At 66.7% G+C, this 19127-nt stretch carries 13 protein-coding genes and 1 other annotated feature; of the genes, 5 read left to right on the forward strand and 8 right to left on the reverse strand.

Annotated features, from left to right (window positions below):
• Position 1: 1 nt before the first annotated feature.
• Positions 2-1486, reverse strand: a complete 1485-nt coding sequence (locus AC4D6D_RS17170) for a SulP family inorganic anion transporter (RefSeq protein ID WP_491328278.1) — start codon at positions 1484-1486, stop codon at positions 2-4.
• A gap of 84 nt (positions 1487-1570) precedes the next feature.
• Positions 1571-1626 (reverse strand) — a sequence feature (sul1 is cis-regulatory element that is thought to sense ions involved in sulfur or methionine metabolism; They are found in Alphaproteobacteria).
• Positions 1627-1694: 68 nt separating this feature from the next.
• A complete protein-coding gene (bla, locus tag AC4D6D_RS17175) occupies positions 1695-2636 on the reverse strand; it encodes a class A beta-lactamase (protein WP_491328279.1) in 942 nt (313 codons plus the stop codon).
• A 278-nt stretch (positions 2637-2914) separates the two neighbouring features.
• Between bla and AC4D6D_RS17180 the strand changes: the two genes are divergently transcribed.
• Entirely contained in the window at positions 2915-3298 is a 384-nt protein-coding gene (locus AC4D6D_RS17180; protein WP_491328280.1) for a ribonuclease HI, read from the forward strand.
• A 9-nt stretch (positions 3299-3307) separates the two neighbouring features.
• Here AC4D6D_RS17180 and AC4D6D_RS17185 read toward each other — a convergent pair whose 3' ends face one another.
• Entirely contained in the window at positions 3308-4657 is a 1350-nt protein-coding gene (locus tag AC4D6D_RS17185; RefSeq protein WP_491328281.1) for an NAD(P)/FAD-dependent oxidoreductase, read from the reverse strand.
• A gap of 202 nt (positions 4658-4859) precedes the next feature.
• On the opposite strand from AC4D6D_RS17185, the gene AC4D6D_RS17190 reads away from it, so the two are divergent.
• Complete coding sequence (locus tag AC4D6D_RS17190; protein ID WP_491328282.1) at positions 4860-5912, forward strand: LacI family DNA-binding transcriptional regulator; 1053 nt, start codon at positions 4860-4862, stop codon at positions 5910-5912.
• 55 nt (positions 5913-5967) lie between these two features.
• Positions 5968-7284, forward strand: a complete 1317-nt coding sequence (locus AC4D6D_RS17195) for a hemolysin family protein (RefSeq protein WP_491328283.1) — start codon at positions 5968-5970, stop codon at positions 7282-7284.
• 8 nt (positions 7285-7292) lie between these two features.
• Here the strand turns inward: AC4D6D_RS17195 and AC4D6D_RS17200 are convergent, their stop codons facing one another.
• Positions 7293-8498, reverse strand: a complete 1206-nt coding sequence (locus tag AC4D6D_RS17200) for a tetratricopeptide repeat protein (protein WP_491328284.1) — start codon at positions 8496-8498, stop codon at positions 7293-7295.
• A gap of 127 nt (positions 8499-8625) precedes the next feature.
• Positions 8626-9516, reverse strand: a complete 891-nt coding sequence (locus AC4D6D_RS17205; RefSeq protein WP_491328285.1) for a DMT family transporter — start codon at positions 9514-9516, stop codon at positions 8626-8628.
• Between the two features lie 131 nt (positions 9517-9647).
• On the opposite strand from AC4D6D_RS17205, the gene AC4D6D_RS17210 reads away from it, so the two are divergent.
• Complete coding sequence (locus AC4D6D_RS17210; protein ID WP_491328286.1) at positions 9648-11057, forward strand: aminotransferase-like domain-containing protein; 1410 nt, start codon at positions 9648-9650, stop codon at positions 11055-11057.
• A gap of 6 nt (positions 11058-11063) precedes the next feature.
• Here AC4D6D_RS17210 and AC4D6D_RS17215 read toward each other — a convergent pair whose 3' ends face one another.
• From AC4D6D_RS17215 to AC4D6D_RS17225, 3 genes are all read right to left on the reverse strand, one after another.
• Positions 11064-12083 carry a hypothetical protein gene (locus AC4D6D_RS17215; RefSeq protein ID WP_491328287.1) on the reverse strand — a complete coding sequence of 340 codons (1020 nt, stop codon included), beginning with the start codon at positions 12081-12083 and terminating at the stop codon, positions 11064-11066.
• 108 nt (positions 12084-12191) lie between these two features.
• A complete protein-coding gene (locus tag AC4D6D_RS17220) occupies positions 12192-12833 on the reverse strand; it encodes a LamG domain-containing protein (protein ID WP_491328755.1) in 642 nt (213 codons plus the stop codon).
• A complete protein-coding gene (locus AC4D6D_RS17225; RefSeq protein ID WP_491328288.1) occupies positions 12833-16651 on the reverse strand; it encodes a LamG-like jellyroll fold domain-containing protein in 3819 nt (1272 codons plus the stop codon). The genes AC4D6D_RS17220 and AC4D6D_RS17225 overlap by 1 nt, the downstream gene beginning before the upstream one ends.
• 249 nt (positions 16652-16900) lie before the next feature.
• Between AC4D6D_RS17225 and AC4D6D_RS17230 the strand changes: the two genes are divergently transcribed.
• Positions 16901-19048 (forward strand): prolyl oligopeptidase family serine peptidase, encoded by a 2148-nt coding sequence (locus AC4D6D_RS17230; protein WP_491328289.1) that lies wholly within the window; start codon positions 16901-16903, stop codon positions 19046-19048.
• The last annotated feature ends 79 nt before the right edge of the window (positions 19049-19127 follow it).

The following is a 19127-nucleotide window of genomic DNA, read 5'->3' on the forward strand; positions in this document are numbered from 1 at the left end:
TTCAGCCGGGAACGGGTGCGCGGACGAGCGGCGCATGGCGGTCGACGAGGATCGCGCTCGCCGCGTTCAACCCGATAATCTCGACCTGAATGCCATGGCGCCGCAGCTTGTCGACCACGGTTTCCAGCGCGCCCACGGCGGTCACGTCCCAGAGATGCGCGGCGGTCAGGTCGATCCGCACCTGCCGGGCCGTGTCGCGCAAGTCGAAGCGATCGGCGAAGATATCCGCGCTGGCGAAGAAGATCTGGCCGGAGACCTTGTAGGTGCGGGTATCGGCCCCGGCGTCGTAGCTGACGGCGACGTCCATCATCCGCGTGACCTTGAAGGCAAAGAATACCCCGCTCAGCAGCACGCCCACCATGACCCCTGCCGAGAGGTCGTGCGTCGTCACCGTCACCGCGACGGTGGCCAGCATCACCGCGCCCGAGACCTTGGGATGGCGCACGAGGTCTCCGAGCGATCCCCACGAGAACGTGCTGACCGAGACCATGATCATGATCGCCACCAGCGCGGCGACCGGCACCTGCTCCACCCATGGCCGCAGCGGCACCAGGACCACCAGCAGGAACACCCCCGCCACCAGCGTCGAAAGCCGTCCGCGTCCGCCATAGCGCACGTTGCCGACCGTCTGGCCGATCATCCCGCAACCGGCGATGCCGCCGAACAGCCCCGCCGCCATGTTGGCAAGGCCGAGGCCGGTGCATTCGCGCGCCTTGGAGCTGGTGGTCTCGGTCAGGTCGTCGACGACGCTGGCGGTCATCATCGATTCCAGCAGGCCCACCGCCGCGATCGCCAGCGAATAGGGCGCGACGATGCGCAGGGTCTGCCAGTCCAGCGGGACCTGCGGCCAGGCGAATACCGGCAGCGACGCGGGCAGGCGGCCGAGGTCGGACACCGTGTGGACGGGCATCGGGAAGGCCATGCTCACCGCCGTCAGCACGACGATGCAGATCAGCGGCGAGGGGATCGCCCGGCTCACGCGCGGCATGAGGTAGATGATCGCCAGCCCCAGCGCGATCAGCGCATAAGTGTGCCAGGTCACGCACAGCATCTGCGGGACCTGTGCCGAGAAGATCAGGATCGCCAGCGCATTGACGAAGCCGGTGCGGACCGAGCGCGAGACGAAGCGCAGCAGCACGTCGAGCCGCAGCAGGCCGAACAGGATCTGGAGCGCGCCGCCCAGCACGGTGGCCGCCAGCAGGTATTGCAGGCCATGCGCATGGACGAGCGCCCCCACCACCAGCGCGACCGAACCCGCCGCGCCCGAGATCATCGCCGGACGCCCGCCCGTGAACGCGATGACGATCCCGATCACGAAGGAGGCGAACAGGCCGACTTCAGGATCGACACCGGCCACGAAGGAAAAGGCGATCACCTCGGGAATGAGCGCGAAAGTGCCGACCATCCCGGCCAGGATGTCGCGGCGGGCGCCGCCGACGTTCTCGAACCATTCGGCGCGGTAGCGGGCGAAGGAGTCTGTAGTCATCTATCGATAGTCCGCGAAGATCGCAGGCCCGCGGCGTGTCGCTCAGCTTCGGGTCAGGGCGCTGATTCAGGGCGCTGCGAAATGCGTTGTCCGGCGGATCGGCGGCCGGAATAGCCACCCGGAATTTCACCGGGTCCTTGCGAATGACGCCGCTGCTAGCGGGGTTCGTCCCGCATCGCAACACTCCCTGTCCGCTATTGCCCTGTCGCTATTGCGCACTCTCTCCAAAGCCCATCGCCGCCGCCACGCGCCCGACATCGGCCAATGCCGAAAGCGCAGCCGGGTCCATCGGCTCGACGAGGTTCGCAGGCTCGAAATAGGCGGCGACGAACAGCGGCGTTCGCCCCGCAGGACCGCCGAAGGCCAGATCGACATAGGTATGCCGCGCCTTGCCGATACCGGTTCCGGTCTTGTCTCCCGCGATCCATCCTGCCGGGAACCCGGCGCGAAGACGGTCCCGGCCGGTCTCGACTTCGATCATCCAGTCTTTCAGCGTCTGTCGGTTCTGCCGGTTCAACGTGTCGCCCAGTACCAGTTTCGCCACGGTGCGCACCATCGCCGCCGGAGTTGTCGTATCCAGTTCCGTACCTTCCGGAACCGTGTTGAGTTCTGGCTCCAGACGGTCGAGACGGCTCACGCTGTCGCCCAGCCCGCGCCAGAAGCGGGTCAGTTCCGCCGGCCCGCCGAACTTGTCCAGCAGCACGTTGGCGGCGGCATTATCGCTGGTCACCAGGGTCGCATGGGCCAGGTCGCGCACCGAAAGGCCGCTCGCCACGTGCTCCGCGGTGACAGGACTGTGCGACAACAGATCGGCCTTCGACCAGTGCAACACTTCGTCCAGATCGATCTCGCCGCGCTGTCCCTTGGCCAGCATCATCGCCGCCAGCGAGAGCTTGAACGAACTGCAATGGGCGAAGCGCTCTTCGTCGCGCCAGCCGAAACCGCGATCGCGCGCAGGGTCGTAGACATAAGCACCGAGGCGGCCTTTCGCCCGCGCCTCGATCCGGCGCAACGCCGCAGCGGCGGTCCTTTCGCGTTCCGCAGATCCGTCGGGGGCAGCCGCTTGATCCTGGCCCTTGCTGCAACCGGAAAGGATCACGCTCGCTGCGAGAAAGCCGGCACCGCCCGCGAAGCTTCGTCTGTCAAACATGCACACTCTCCACGATACGCAGCGGATTGGCGGACGACTGTCCAAGCGCCTTCCCCGGACTGTCTTCTAGAGCATTTTCCGATCAGGTGGAATCACCTGATGCGTCGGAAAATCCGGCAAACCAGAAACTTAGAGCGCTCAGGGATAGCAAGGCGCCGTCACCGCCACGCTCTGCACTATCGATATCGCCCGAGCCTTGCAGGGCGGGCGCTCGGCCTTGGGGGCGCGGCACGAATTCCCCGCTGGCGCCGCGCTCCGGTTTGGACCAGAAGCGCCGCATGTCCCGATCCCGGCTGAAAGTGTTCTTCGACGGCGGCTGCCGCCCCAATCCCGGCCCGATCGAGGCGGCCGTGGTGATCCGGGGGGAAGCCCACATCTTCACCGACCTCGGCCGAGGCGACAACCGCGATGCCGAATGGGCCGCGCTGATCCGCGCCCTCGAACTGGTCCAATCGCTGGGACTGGAGGACGTGGAACTGATCGGGGACGCGGTCGAGATCGTCCGGCAGGCCGATGCCGCCCTCAAGCGCGGTGCTCCCCGCAATTCCCACGAGGCCGCGTTCCTGGCCCTGACGGCAAAGGCCCCGCCCGCCCGCATCCGCTGGATCAAGCGCGAGCAGAACCTTGCAGGCATCGCCCTCGCCCGCCGCCACCCGCGGTAAATCCTTTCCTCAGTGCAGCTTGAGCCGAGGCCGGACGATGCGGTTCATGTGGCTGATCACGATCATCGCCGAACCCTTGATCCAGCCGTGGATCGCCAGCAGGTGCATGCGGTAGAGCGAGAGGTAGATGAAGCGCGCCATGCGGCCTTCCACCGCCATGCGCCCGCCGACGAGGTTGCCCATCAGCGTCCCCACCGTCGAGAACCGGCTCAGCGAGACCAGCGAGCCGTGGTCCTTGTAGACGAAGTCCACCAGCGGCTTGCCCGCCATCAGGCGCTTGAGATTGGCGAAGGCGGTATCCGCCATCTGGTGCGCGGCCTGCGCGCGCGGCGGCACCGGGCGCTCGCTGTCGGGCAGCTTGCAGAAGGCGCAGTCGCCGATGGCGAAGACCCGTTCGTCGGTCTCGCTCTGGAGCGTCGGGCGCACCACGACCTGCCCCGAACGCGCCTGTTCCAGCCCGTCGAGACCCTCCGCGATCGGCTTGGCCTTCACGCCTGCCGCCCAGACCTGCAAGTCGGCGTCGATCCGCTCGCCCGAGCGCATGACCATGCCTTCCGCCGTCGATTCCACCACCGGCGTATCGACGAGGACGCGCACGCCCAGCGTCTCCAGTTCAGCGCGGGCCGCCGCCGCCAGCCGCTCCGGCAGGGCGGGCAGGATGCGCGGGCCGGCCTCGATCAGCGTCACTTCCAGACGGCTGCGGTCGAACACTTCCAGCCCGTAGTAGCCGAGCGCGTCGGCCGCATTGAACAGTTCCGCCGCCAGTTCGACACCGGTGGCGCCCGCTCCGACGATGGCGATCCGCACCCGCGCGTCGCCGGCAGGATTGTCCGCCATCGTGCGCGAGACGCGCAGGCACTGATCCAGCAGCTTGTCGCGGAAGCGGTCGGCCTGGTCGCGGCTGTCGAGGAAGGTGCAGTTCTCCGCCACGCCCGGCGTGCCGAAATCGTTGGTGACCGAACCGAAGGCGAGCACGAGGTAGTCGTAGCGGATCTCGTGCGCGGCGATGACCTCCCGGCCCTTCTCGTCGTTGATCGGCGCGAGACGGACGCGGCGGTTCTCGCGGTCGATCCCGGCCAGCGTGCCGTAGAAATAGCGATAGCCGAAGCGGTGGCAGTGGCTGCGATAGCCTACTTCGTCGAGATTGGCGTCCAGCGAACCGGTGGCCACCTCGTGTAACAGCGGCTTCCAGATATGGGTGCGCGTGCAATCGACAAGGATGATGTCGTGATGCTTGCGACCGTAATGCGAACCAAGTTTCGCCGCCAGTTCCAGTCCCGCCGCACCGCCGCCGACGATCACGATCTGGGTCTTGGTCCCCGGCAGGCCGCCGGGTGCGGGGATCGGTTCCTGGGCCACCTTGATGCTCCTTGCAATTTATTGCGGTCCGGTCTCAAAACCTTTCCGCGCCCCAGCCGCATTTGAAACACTATGCTGCACTGCACAAGAGGCCGTTGGCCGCTTATAAGGTATATTCCGAAAGCCCGGCCCGCGTCGATAGCCCGTAAATCCGACATCAGCCGTTTACCTGCGCCGCACTTGCGCTAAATGCTGAGTTACGATGCTCAGAAACGACGACGGCAAGCAAAAGCTGCCTACCCTTCACGATGTCGCGGAACTGGCCGGCGTTTCCGCAATGACCGTATCGCGCGCGCTGAACGGCAAACCACGAGTCAGCGCCAAGGCGCGGGAGGCCGTGGAAAAGGCGGTGGCCGAGCTGGGCTATGTGCCGAACCCCTCTGCCCGCATGCTGGCGGGCCGCACTTCACGGCGGATCGCCCTCCTCCACAGCGAGAGCATGACCTCCGCCTATCTCGGCGAACTGCTGCTGGGCGCGCTGAACGAAGCGCCGGAGCGCAACGTCCACCTGACCGTCGAGCAGTGCCCGCCCACCCCTTCCGCGGAGGATCTGGTGGCACAGGTCGCCGATGCCCATGTCGCCGGGGTGATCCTGGCAGCGCCGCTCTGCGACTGGCCGGAACTGCTGAGCGGCCTCGAAGCCGCCGGGATCGCCGTCGTCGCCGTGGTCCCCGACGAGGAACGCGAGGGCATCGCCTCGATCTCCACCGACGACCGGCGCGCCGCCTACGAGATGACCGGCCACCTGATCGCCCTGGGCCATCGCCGGATCGGCTTCATCGGCGGCAACAGCCGCCACCGCAGCAGCACGCGCCGTCGCCAGGGTTATCTCGAGGCGCTTGCCGCGCACGATCTGGCACCGGAAGAGGAACTCATCGTCTCGGGCGACTTTTCCTATCGCTCGGGGCTGAGCGCGGCCGAAGCCCTGCTGTCGCTGCCCGAGCGGCCGACCGCAATCTTCGCCTGCAACGACGACATGGCCGCCGCCGCCATCACCATTGCCCATCAGCGGCGGATCAACGTGCCGGGCGAGCTTTCGATCTGCGGTTTCGACGATACCCCGCTGGCCGCCGCGATCTGGCCCAGCCTGACAACGATTCGCCAGCCGATCCGGGACATGAGCCGCAATGCCATGGCCCTGCTCTGCCAGCGGCTCTGGCCCGACGATCCCGAGACGCCGCATAGCCCGGAACGGCTGCGCCTGCCCTTCGAACTCGTCCGCAGGCAATCGGACGCCATCGCCGTGATGCACTGACGCCCGTAACAGCCGTCAGCGCCTGTACGTCCTCCATACTGTCACAAGGAACCCCATGTCCCCGCTTCTTGGCATTCTTGCCGTCCTCATCCTCGTCGCCGCGAACGGCTTCTTCGTCGCGGCCGAGTTCTCCCTGGTGGCGGTGCGCCGCAGCCGCGTGGCGGAACTCGTCAATGCGGGGCGGATGAATGCGAAGACGCTCCAGCGCGCCGTCGACAATCTCGACGCGAACCTGGCGGCGACCCAGCTCGGCATCACCATTTCCTCGCTGGCGCTGGGCTGGATCGGCGAACCGGCACTGGCCCATCTGATCGAGCCGCTGCTGGGTTCCTGGCCGGAAAGCGTGGCGACCGTCAGTTCGCACGGCATCGCCGTCGCGGTGTCCTTCGTGGTGATCACGGCGCTGCACATCGTGCTGGGCGAACTCGCGCCCAAGAGCCTCGCGCTCCAGCGCAGCGAACGGACGGCGCTCTGGGTGGTCCGGCCGCTGGGACTGTTTCTGTTCGTGCTGCGCCCGGCGATCGCCGGGCTGAACGGCCTAGGCAACCTCGTGCTGCGGCTCGCCGGTCTCCAGCCGGGAGCGACGGAAGAATCGCTGCACTCGCCCGAGGAACTCAAGCTGCTGGTCGCCGCCAGCCACGAGGCCGGACTGCTCCACGATGCCCAGCAGGAAGTGGCGCAGCGCCTCTTCACGCTCGGCGAGCGGCGGGTGGGCGACATCATGACGCCGCGCGTCGATCTCGACTGGATCGACCTGGAGGACAGCGCCGAGGAAACCCTGACGGTCCTGCGCGACTCTTCCCACGAACAGCTTCTGGTCGCGCGCGGCGATATCGACCAGCTCGTGGGCATGGTACTGAAGAAGGACCTGCTCGATCAGGTGCTCGACGGCAAACCGCTCGATCCCGAGGCGGCCGTCACCAAGCCGCATGTCGTCCACGAGGCGACGCCGATCCTGAAACTGCTGGACCACTTCAAGACGTCGCCAGTGCGCCTCTCGATCGTCGTCAACGAATATGGCGGGATCGAAGGGATCGTCACCCAGACCGACCTGCTGGAAGCCCTTGCCGGCGAACTCGCCGAGACCGAAGGGGAAGACCCGTCGATCACGGTGCGAGAGGACGGCTCGCTGCTGATCGACGGACTCATGCCGATCCACGAGGCCTTCCGCAACCTCGGCTGGCGCCCGCCTGCCGGCGATATCGACTATCACACGGTAGCGGGCTTCGCGCTCGAACAGTTCGGGCACTGGCCCCAGGTCGGCGAGAGCTTCGTCCATGACGGCTGGCGCTTCGAGGTCGTCGACCTCGACGGACGCCGCATCGACAAGTTCCTGGTCAGTCGGCCCGCCGATCCGTCAGGAATTCAGTAGGCGGGCGTTCAATAGGACTGCGTGACGATCACCGGCTGCTCGGACGGCTCGGGTGCCGGGCTGTCGATCGCGGCCCGGACCGCCCTGGTATCGGGATGGTCCGGGCCGACCGTGCGCAAGTCGATCTCCAGCGCGGTGCGCAGCAGGCGCATGCCGCTCGCCTCGTGGCCCATGGCGCGCTCGGCCATGCCGAGATTGCCGTAGCTTTCCGCCACTTCGGGATTGTCGCGGCCCAGCGCGGCCTCCCTCAGCCCAAGCGCCCGGTCGAACTCGACGGCGGCAAGGGAATATTGCCCTTGCAGGAAATAGCTCATGCCAAGGCCGTTGTAACCGGCCGCCGTCAATACGTGATCGGCGCCGAACACCTGCGTCCACTTGTTGATGGCCATGCGGTGCAGGATCGCCGCCTTGGCGTGCTGCTTGCGTCGGTCGAGATTGATCGCCACGTTCGAGATGCTCTCCGCCTCCAGTGCCGGGACGGTGCCGTTCCTTTCGCGGATCGTCATGGCGTTGAGCAGCAGGTCCTCGGCATCTTCATAGCGGCCCTGTCCGCTCAGTGCGGTGGCGAGGTTGTTGTAGCTGGTCGCGGTGTCGAGATCGTCTTCCCCGAAAGCCTTGCGGCGGATGTCCAGCGCGCGGCGATAGAACGGCTCGGCTTCCGCGAACTTCCCCTGCCGGTTCAGCGTCAGGCCGACCCCGGAGAGCGCCTTGGCCGCCTCGGGACCTTCCGCCTTGCCAGCCTTGCGCAGCAGATCCAGCGCCCGGTAGTTCAGCGCCGCCCCCTCGGACAGCTGGCCCTGCCGCGACAGGTTGTTGCCCAGCGCGGCACAGGCATCGACCAGATCGTCGACCTTATCGGGGTTCGCCTCGCGCAAGGCCAGCGCGGAGCGGCGCAGCGGCTCGGCCCTCCGGTAATCGCCCTGTATCTCGATATTGCGGGCGAGCCGGTCCATACCGGTGGCCACCAGCGGATCGCGGTCTCCCAGCAGGCGCTGCCGCTGCGCCAGGGCATTGCGCCAGAGCGGCTCTGCCTCCACGACCTTGCCCTGCGTTTCGAGCTTGTCCGCCCGGCCCATCGTCTCGCCCAGCGCCGCCACCGCGGCATTCATCTCGGATTCGTTGGCCGGATATGCGTCGCGGGCCGAAGCCGTCGGCACAGAGACCACGAGCGCCAGTGCCAGAATCGTCGTGCCGGAAAGAAGGGAGGGCTTCATCGGGGTTCCTGCTTTTGCGAATGCCGGTTTCTGGAAAGGCAGGCTAACGGCAAATTAGACAATGCTCAAATAAATTCCGCAATTGCAACCGACCCATGACAGCAAGTGTCATTCCGAAAGACCCGCCTCAGGAAAAGCGCCGTGCTCCCGCAACGCAGAGGATGACGACCACGGTGGAGAGCACCATCGTCCAGGCCACCGGCTCTCCCAGCACCGCGCCCGCCAGCAGCAGGCCCATGAACGGCTGGAGCAGCTGCAACTGGCCGACCCCGGCCACGCTCCCCATTGCCAGCCCGCGATACCAGAACACGAAGCCGATCAGCATCGAGAATACCGAGACATAGGCTAGCCCCGCGCAGGCCCGCCAGCCGATCCCCGCCGTAACCTGCGGCACCGTCAGGACAGCGATTACCGCCATGACCGGCAGCGCCAGCACCAGCGCCCAGGTGATGACCTGCCAGCCGCCAAGGCGGCGCGACAGGCTGGCTCCTTCGGCATAGCCAAGTCCGCAAAGCAGGATCGACGCCACCATGAGCAGGTCTCCCGTCAGCGAGGCGCCGCTGCCCTGAATTAACGCGAACCCGGCAACGGTGGCCGCACCGACCGTCGAGAACAGCCAGAACGCCGGTTTCGGCCGCTCCCCAGCACGCAGCACGCCGAAGATCGCGGTCGCCAGCGGCAGCAGGCCGATGAAGACCACCGAATGGGCGGACGTGATATGTTGCAGGGCAAATCCTGTCAGCAGCGGGAACCCGACGACGACGCCCGCCGCGACGATCGCCAAAGAGCCGAGATCGGCCCGGTCCGGGCGCTTTTGTCGCAGGGCCGCCAGAAAGACCGCGCCCAGCAGTGCGGCGATCACCGCCCGCGCGGACGTGACGAAGAGCGGCGTGAAATCCGCCACCGCCAGCCGCGTTGCGGGGAGCGATCCGCTGAAGATGATGACGCCCAGAAGCCCCGAGCCCCAGCCCCCTGAACCCCAGCCCCCTGAACCCCATCCCGACGATGCCTTTTCCATATGATCCCGCTTTCGACACTGTAACGACGAGGCGGCCCTTGCGGAAAAAGCGCTGGATACGACAGGCACAAATCCATACGATATTGTCAAACCGTATGGGTACGTTTCTCAGTACGATTTCTCGGAGACTTATGCCGCCTCGCCCGAAGACCCGCACTGAAGAAGTCGCCGATGCGATCCGCGCCAAGATCGCGGCCCGTACGCTCGGCACCGGAGACCGCCTGCCCTCCGTGCGGGGCTTTGCCGCAGCGATGAAGGTTTCCCCCTCCACCATCATCGAAGCCTACGACCGGCTGGCGGCGGAGGGCGCGATCCGGGCACGCCCCGGCTCGGGCTTCTACGTCGCCGATAGCCGCCTGCCGCCGATCCCGCTCGCCGAAATGGGGCCGCGCCGCGACCGCGCGGTCGATCCGTTCTGGGTCTCGCGGCAATCGCTGGACGCCGATCTCTCGGTCGAGATGCCCGGCTGCGGCTGGCTCCCGGCCGCGTGGATGCCCCATGCCGCTATCCGCAAGAGCCTGCGCTCGCTGGCGCGGGCCGACGACGTACTGCTGTCCAACTACGGCACGACGCGCGGATCCCAGGCGCTGCGCCGCCTGCTGCTGGCGCGCTTTGCCGACGAGGGGATCGAGGCGGGCGCGGACCAGTTGCTGCTCACCGGCTCGGGCACCCAGTCGATCGACCTCATCTGCCGCTTCCTGCTCAGCCCCGGCGACACGGTGCTGGTCGACGATCCGGGCTATTTCAACTTCCAGGCCCTGCTGCGCGCCCACCGCGTCGAGCTGGTCGGCGTGCCCTACACGCGGAGCGGTCCGGACATGGCCGCGTTCGAGGCAGCGCTCCAAACCCACAAGCCCCGGCTCTACCTGACCAATTCCGCGCTGCACAATCCCACGGGCACCACGATCTCCGCCCCGGTCGCCCACCGCATCCTGCGCGCCGCCGCCGCCCACGACATGATGATCGTCGAGGACGACATCTTCGCCGACTTCGAACCCTCACCCTCCCCGCGCCTCGCCGTGCTCGACGGGCTGGACCGCGTGATCCGGGTCGGCAGCTTTTCCAAGACCCTCTCCGCCTCGCTCCGCTGCGGCTATATCGCCGGGCGCGCCGACTGGATCGAGGGACTGGTGGACCTTCAGGTGGCGACGAGTTTCGGCGGCCCCAGCCCGGTCGCGGCGGAAGCCGTCGCCGATGTCCTGACCGGCGGCAGCTATCGCAAGCACATGGCGGAACTGCGCCAGAAACTCGCCCGCGCGCAGGACCGGACGGCGGAGCGGCTGGCGCGCCTCGGGACCGTGCCCTGGACCCTTCCGCGCGGCGGTTTCTACCTCTGGTGCCGCCTGCCGGACGGGCTGGACTCCGCTGAAGTGGCGCGCCACGCGATGGACCTCGGCCTCGTTCTGGCGCCGGGGAACGTCTTCAGTCCTTCGCAGTCGGCCGCGCCCTTCATGCGCTTCAACGTGGCCCAGTCGGACAGTCCGCGCGTGGAGGAAACCCTGCGCATCGCCATGGACCGGGCCGCCTCGGCACCTGGCTAAGGCCGATCACCGGATCAGCCTGGCGCATTCGTTGCCGCTGGTGGAATAGTCGCGGATCACGCCGTTCTGCACTTCCACGGTCACGTCGCACCAGTGGTAGTCCTCGCTGAGCACCTGCCCATAGACGTTGCTGCCGCGATTGACGTAGCCCTTGCGGTAATAGAGCGTCCGCGCGCCGCCATAGGCGTCCACGAAACGGTCCGGCGCGCCCCAGGCGCCGGTGAAGTCCCGCTCCGCCTTGCCGATCCAGGTTTCCATCAGGGTGTTGCGGCCGACGCGATTGGCACTGCGCTGGTGGGAATCGATCACTTGCCCCGCCAGGGCCGTGCCGCGGGCGAGATTATTTTCCAGACGCTTCTCGATGGCATCCAGCTCGGCCGCGCTGGGCTTGTAGGTAAAGGCCGGGCGCTTGCCGTCGTCCCACAAGTGCTGCCAGATGAAGTCGGTGGGCGACATCCCGGTTTCGCCGATGAACAGGAAGCCGAGCTGCGGCGAGGTCTTCGCCGGATTGCGGTCACGCGCGTCCTTGCCGCGATTGCAGACGAACTTGACCAATTGCGACTCGCCGAAGCTGGCCGGGGCATGCGCGGCCTTGGCCGGCATGTCCTCCGGCCTGCGATCGCGCCACTGGACCTGCCCGTGCTCGGTCCCCACGGTGCCCCGCGCGCAGTTGACGCGGTACTTGGACATGATCCGGTTCGGCTTCGCGGCGCTTTCGAACACTTCGTCGACGCGGATGTCGAACTGCGGATCGGGACCCGCGCGGACTTCGCCCTCTTTCAGCTTACCCTTGCGCCGCATCTGCTTGAGGTAGGCGGACTGCTGCTCCTGCGTCGAAGTCTGGAGAAAGCCGACGAGATCGGAACTGTCGCTGATCGAAGCTTCGTCCACGACCCAGAGATCGCGGTTGGGCTTATCCCCGCCGCCAGCGATGACCCAGCTTGCCGTCGCACTCGCACCGCTCGCCGCGCCCAGACCGAACAGCCCGGCCAGCACCGTCCCTATCGCCGCACACCTGCTTCGCATCGCGTTCCCTTTCTTCCTGCATTCCGCCTGCGCGTGCAGGGAAAACCTTGTGCCGAAAGGGTAATGAAAAATATCCTATGTTCAATTAAAAAATTGATCATCGATAAATTACTTCCGCAAGAATCGCTCCGGCGGCAGGGCGCGATCGGTGAACCGCGCCAGCCGCACGGCGCCGTGGAAGAAGTTCACCCGATTGTAGCGCACGCCGATCGACGTATTGCCCGGCCCTTGCGGAATAAAGCCCGCCACCCGCGTCTCACCTTCGAGAACCCCGTCGACATAGCTGCGATAGGTCGTCCCGTCGAAAGTCTGGGCGACATGATACCAGCGGCCGATCGGGTGGCGCTTCGCCGGATCGATCAGGACTTGCGCATAGCCCTTCCCCTTGATGAAGCTATCGAGATACCACGAATCCCCGACCACGCGGATCTCGAACAGCGTGCGCGTCTGGTTCACCGGATCGTCGGAGGCGAGGTGGAGCCAGCGCTGCTCGAACGCGCCGCCATCGGGGCGGAACACCGCCTCCACGGTGAAGGCGCGCGCACCGGCCAGCGGATGGCGCGGCAGGTAGATCGCGTCGTCCTGCCCGTCGAAGACCGTGGCACCTTGCTCTACTCTCGGTTCGCCTATGACTTGCGTGGCCAGCCCGCCGATGCGGTCGAGGCGGTCGAACGTCCAGACCTGCTGCCTCGCCTGCACCGAAGCGGGCAGCGCCGCCAGCACCAGCAGGGCTAGCCCCCACTGGCGCATCAACGCGCCTCTCCAAGGATCACGACATCGTTGCGCCGGGTCACTTCCGGTCCGCCGGTCGAGACCCTGACGTGCAGCACTTTGGGCGCCCCCGCCGGGATGGTGAGCGAGACCGTCGCCGTCTTGGCCGCAAGGTCGCTGGGCGGCGCCAGCGCGGGCACCGGGGCGGAAGCGAGGACCTTGCCCTCCGGCGTCTCCAGCGTCAGCGTCCCGCTTGGCGCAGCGACCGAGCCGAGGCTATGGACCGTGACCGACAGCTTGCTCCCCTTGCGGACCACGTCATCCACGCCGATGCCAAGGTCGGGGCGATGCTCGGGCTGGACTTCGGCTTTCTGCTTGAGCCGGAAGGTCATGACCGTCGTGGCCCCCGGCGCAAAGGAAACCGGCAGCGAACCGCTGCGTTCCAGTTCGACGTCGCGGGTGGCGATAGCGCCCTGCACCTTGTCCCCGCCGCTCGCTGCCAGTCCCTGAGTCATCTCCCAGGTCCCCGCCACCACGTTCCATGTCCCCATGTCCGCGCGCTGCTCCGTCGCGGTCGTGTTGTAGGCGATGACCGTGAACTGATCCGGCGTCGCGTCGCGCACCAGGATCGCCACTTTCACCGCCGCCTCGGGATCGGCGAAACGCCAGCTCACCGCGTTGCCCGGATAGGTCTGATTGCGCTTAAGGGCGATGCCGCCGAGCCGCTCGCGCTGGAGATGCTCGTTCGGCGCATTGACGCGGTCGGTCCACCAGTGGCCCTCGGTATACATGTACATGTGCTGGCTCTTGTCCGCGATGCCGTGGGCGTTGAGCGCTTCCAGCCAGGCCTTGTCGCCGGTGGTGTTCCAGGCCTCGAACCGCGCGAAATCGTCGCCGCCCTCTGCCTTGCGCAGCACGGAATCCTTGAGGTCCGCCCGCTTGCCGAGCACGGTCAGGGCGTTCTCGTTGATCTCGCCGAGCGCGCCGAAGTTGCCCTTGCCGACCCGGCCGAGCACCGGGCGCAAGTACTTGTCGTCGCCGGTGAAGCGCCAGGCCGCCCAGGCCGACTGCATCGGCAGCGAAGCCCCGCCGCCGTCGCCCGCACGCTCGCTGTCGTGGGGGAAACTGATGTCGTTGGGGAAGGTCCAGAACCCGTCCGCACCCTGCTTGCCGTGTGCCAGCAGTCCGTCGATCAGCCCCGTCACCAGTCCCCTCGCGGTGGGGTCGGCGTTGAAGGTGCCCAGCAGGACCGGGGTGTGCATGATGACGAAGCCATAGGGCTTTTGCCAGGCCCATGGCTCGTCTGTGTAGATCTCGCGCCCGCCGTACCAGCTTGAGGAAATGTGCATGTGCCCCGCAGGGTTCCGGCGGATCACCTTGCCCAACGCCTTGACGGTGGCCATCATCCGCTCGACCGCCTTGGGTTCGCCCCAGTTGAGGTAGAGCCGCTCGGCGTCGGAATTGATGCCTTCCTCGTAGACGTGGAGTTCGTCGGTGGTGATGGCGCTGAGGCCATCCACGATCATGCCGTTCTTGTAGACCGCATCCGAAAGCGCCCGCAGCGAGGCATTGATCTTGTCCGGATCGACGCCCATCAGCGCGAGGCCGGGCCATTGCTGCGTCAGGTCGGTATCGTCGGAAATGCCGCCGCCGAAATCGCCGTAGGGCACCTGCCGGTTATCGATCCACCAGTTCACGAACTGCCGCGTGAGCTTCAGGTCCTCAAGCTGGCGGAAGGCCCAGAGCGGCACGCCCAACGGCGCCTCGGGCTGGACGAAAGGCGGCAGCTGATCCTCGGAATAGCCGATATCCGCCCAGTAGCGCCGCGCCTCCAGATTTTCGGGATCGACACGCAGCAGATCGGTGATGTCGCCATACAACCGACGATAAAGTCCGGCCCGCTTGGAGGCGGTGTGTTCCTCGACCAGGAAAGCCCAGTTGTCCTTCACCTGGTTGAAGCGGTCGGCGACATGCTCCGCTTTCGCCGCCTCACGATCCTTGAACACCATGCGCACGGTCATGCCGTCGAGCGACTTCGCGCCGAAGTTCGGCGCGGCGGAGGCGACCGTCAGGTAGAGGCTGTCTGCCGTCAGGATGCGGTCGCGCAAGTCCAGCCAGAGCGTGCCTGGTTCGCCGGGCCGGACCGAAACCTGCACGTCGATCATGTCGCGGTCGGGCCAGATCGGGTCCTTCACGCGGATGTCGAGCGGGATCACGCCCTGCGCATTGGGCTTGGCGTCGATCGCGGGGAGGTCGATGGCCACGCCGTCCAGTCCGTCGTGGACATTCTCCCAGCCGTAGTTCCAGGCCCGCGCCAGCGGGCGATCCGCTGGCGCGTCGCCGAAGTTCGACGGGATCAGCACATGGACCAGCGGCAAGTCCTGCCCGCTGCGCCGCGCCGTGCCCGAAGCGCCGGCACTGCCCGCGCCGACCGCTGCCTTCACCCCGCTCGTCGGCAGCGCCACCACGGTCGAGCGCTCGTTCGCCGGATAGCGACCGGCGATATGCGCATTGAGCCGCGCCAGTGCGCCGAGGTCCGACGCCGCATCGGCGCGCACCGTGTAGCTGAGCTGGAAAGTCCCCTTGGGCACCTCCCCGGCGTGAATGTCGTAAGCCCAGATTTCCTGGATCGGCTGTTCCTGCATCACGTTGGTGAAACGCAGGGTCCCGCCGGTCCTCGTCGCCGTATCGGTGATCGAGCGCACCACGCCCTTGGGCCGAGTTGCCAGCTTACCCCACGAGGCCCTGCCTTCCGGCGACCACTCCAGCGCGCCATAGGCCGCGCCGCGAATCTCGACGCGGTTGAAGGCGGCGTTCGCGGGCACCGTTAGTTCATAAGTCTTGCCGCCCTCGACATAGACGTTCCAGTCCGGCAGCTGGAAATAGTCGTCGCGCCCCGGCAGGCGCGAGCGGTTGTAGACGCCGGGCCAGGTCGTCTCGGCAATGCCGTCGATGCCCTTCCACATCCATTCCTTGAGGTCCTTGGCATCGGCGAACTCGACCTTGCGGATGGCCGTGACCTTGTCCTTCAGCGCCGGCGGACTCTGCGTGTCCCAGCCGAAGCGGTGGAGCCAGGCCTTGCGCAAGTCCGGCACCGAGGCGGTCGGAGCGACCTCCTGCCGCGCCGCCAGCCGCGCCACTTGCGCGCCCTCCAGCATGTGGTCGTAGACGCGGATATCGTCGAGATCGGAGCCGCGCATGAAGTTGTAGCGGCTCTGCACCTGATGCGGCGCGATGACCCGGCCCGCGAGGCCGAACTGGTCGAGCGCCATGTCGAGGTCCGCCGCCTGCCGTTTCGCCGCGACTTCCTTGCCGTCCCAGAACAGCCTGACGCCCTCGTTCTCGTCCCAGGCGAAGGCGATGTGGTGCCAGGCATCGGCGGATAGCGTCTCCGGCAGCGCCCAGCTTACCCGCACCCGCGAGAGATTGGCGTCGGTCACGAAAGCGTCGAAGCCGTGGCCGTTCCAGTCGATGCGCAGGAAGGCCATGTCCCAGCTCGAATGGTCACCCGCGCTGGCCCGGAAGATCACGAAAGGCGCCTCGCCCACCGGGGTATGGCTGCGCCAGAAGAACGACAGGGTACCGCGCTGGGCATAGATATTTCCAGGGGCTTCCCAGGCGATATAGCCGCCGTCCGACCACCGCCCCGCCCCGCCGATCGCCCCGTCCGGCACGATCACAACATCGCTTCGGAAATTGGGCGCCGACGCGCCGCCCGAAACCGTCGCATCGAAACCGCTGTCGAGCGGCGCCCGGAACAGCAGGCCATCCGTGTCCTGCGCCAGGGCAGGCCCACCGACGCTCGCCGCCAGACAGGCCGCGGCCAGAGCGATCCGCGAACAGACCCGCCGGGTCACGATAGGCCTTCCGGAATGCGACACGCCGATATCTCTCCCTTGCCGGGCCGGGGAGCACACTCTCCCCGATCTCCGTTCGTAGACAACCTTATGACACCGGTATCATTTCGATCAACCTGTTTCCTGTGCGCGGTGCGGGATCAATTTGTGTCAATGGCTGTTACCCCGCCTCATCCCGCCGTTTCAGCCGGTTGCATGAAAATCGGCAGCGGCTAGAATTTCGCGCAGACACTTTCCGGGGACTTTCACTTGAAATCGATCACGCGCTTCGCGCTTGCCACTTCGCTCGCCCTTCTCGGCGCCCTGCCCGTCTTTGCCGCGCCCGCCTTCGCCGCGCCGGTCGCCCCGGCCGATCCACGCGACCCCAAGGATTCCTGGATCTGGCTGGAAGACCTCGACGGCAAACGCGCGATGGACTGGGTTGCCGCGCACAATGCCACGACCGAGAAGCGGCTCGAAGCCGATCCCCGCTACAAGACCTTCTACGACGAAGCCCTCGCGATCTACGGCGCCAAGGACCGCATCCCCGCGCCGATGTTCCTGAACGGGCGTATCTACAACTTCTGGCAGGACGAGCAGCACTTGCGCGGCATCCTGCGACGCACCTCTCTGGACGACTATCGCGGCGCCCAGCCCCAGTGGGAAACCGTGCTCGACATCGACGCGCTCGGCAAGGCCGAGGGCAAGAGCTGGGTCTACAAGGGCGCCGACTGTCTGGAGCCGGAACAGCGGCTCTGCCTCGTCTCGCTGTCGGACGGCGGCGAGGATGCCGTGGAAGTCCGCGAGTTCGACCTCGCCACCGGCACGTTCGTCAAAGGCGGTTTCCACATCCCCCGCGCCAAGCAGGGCGTGGCCTGGGAAGACGCCGACCACCTGCTGGTAGCCACTGAATGGACGCCGGGCGAGGTGACGGAATCGCTCTATCCCTATGTCATCAAGCGTGTCACCCGCGGACGGCCGCTGTCCGAGGCGGTCGAGATCTATCGCGGGCAGAAGAGCGACGTTGGTTCGTTCCCGGCGGTGATGCACGACGGGCAGGGCAATAGCCTCACGCTGATCTCGCGCGGCATCGACTTCTTCCACCAGCAGAGCCTGATCGTCGGCAGCGACGGGAAGGTCCATGAACTGGCCATTCCGCAGAAGGTCTCGGTCGCCGGGCTGGTGTCCGGCCGCGTCGTGTTCCGGCTCGACGAAGCCTGGGGCGACCTGCCGAGCGGCGCCGTGGCGAGCGCGCCGCTGGATGCCGTGCGCGCCCATCCCGAAGCGATCAAGGCCACGCTCGCCTGGGCTCCGGGACCGAAGGAAGCGCTCGACGGGATTTCCGCGACGAAGGACCGCCTGCTACTTTCGGTGCTGGACAACGTCAACGGACGCCTGCTCTCGCTGGCGCCGAAAGCGGACGGCGGCTGGACCACGGCAAGCCTGCCCCTGCCCGACAAGCTGGCGCTGAACTTCGGTTCCGCCGATAGCCGCAGCAACCTCACGTTCGCCTCGGCCGAGGGCTTCACCACGCCCGACACGCTCTATCTGGTGGACGCGGCCTCCGGCACGGCCCAGCCGGTCAAGAGCCTGCCCGCCCGCTTCGACGCCAAGGGTCTCGTCGTCGAGCAGCGCGAGGCCAAATCCACCGACGGTACCGCGATCCCCTACTTCCTGGTCCACCGCAAGGACATCCTGCTCGACGGTTCCACGCCGGTCCTGCTTAATGCCTATGGCGGTTTCCAGTCCAACTCGACGCCCTACTATGCAACGATCCAGGGCAAGCTCTGGCTGGAACGCGGCGGCGCCTTCGCGGTCGCGAACATTCGTGGTGGCGGCGAGTTCGGCCCCGAATGGCACGAGGCCGCGCTCAAGACCAGGCGCCAGGTCGCCTATGACGACTTCGCCAGCGTCGCCCGCGACATGATCGGGCGCAAGATCACCTCGCCCCGCCGCCTCGGCATCATCGGCGGCTCCAACGGCGGCCTGCTGATGGGCGTGGAAATGACCGAGTTCCCCGAACTCTACAACGCCGTTGTGATCCAGGTGCCGCTGCTCGACATGATCCGCATCAGCAAGATCGCCGCCGGAGCGAGCTGGCAGGGCGAGTATGGCGACGTCTATGCTGATCCCGAGGCGCGCAAGTTCTGGCTGAAGACCTCGCCCTACCACGCCCTGCGCAAGGACGTGAAATACCCCGAGCCCTACATCTTCACCACGACCCGCGACGACCGCGTCGGCCCGCAGCACGCCCGCAAGTTCGCCGCGCGGATGGAGGAACTGGGCCTGCCGTTCTACTTCTACGAAAATACCGAAGGCGGCCACGGCTCGGGCGCGGATATCCGCCAGTCGGCCAAGACCGCCGCGCTCTGGGTGACCTATCTCAGCCGGAAGCTCATGGGACCGGACGGCGAATGACGACACGGATGGGGCCGCAAGCGCGGCCCCATTTGTTTTGCGCAACCGCGATAAGGTGCGATTGATTTTCATTCGCAAC

The sequence above is a fragment of the Novosphingobium sp. BF6 genome (assembly GCF_058273105.1).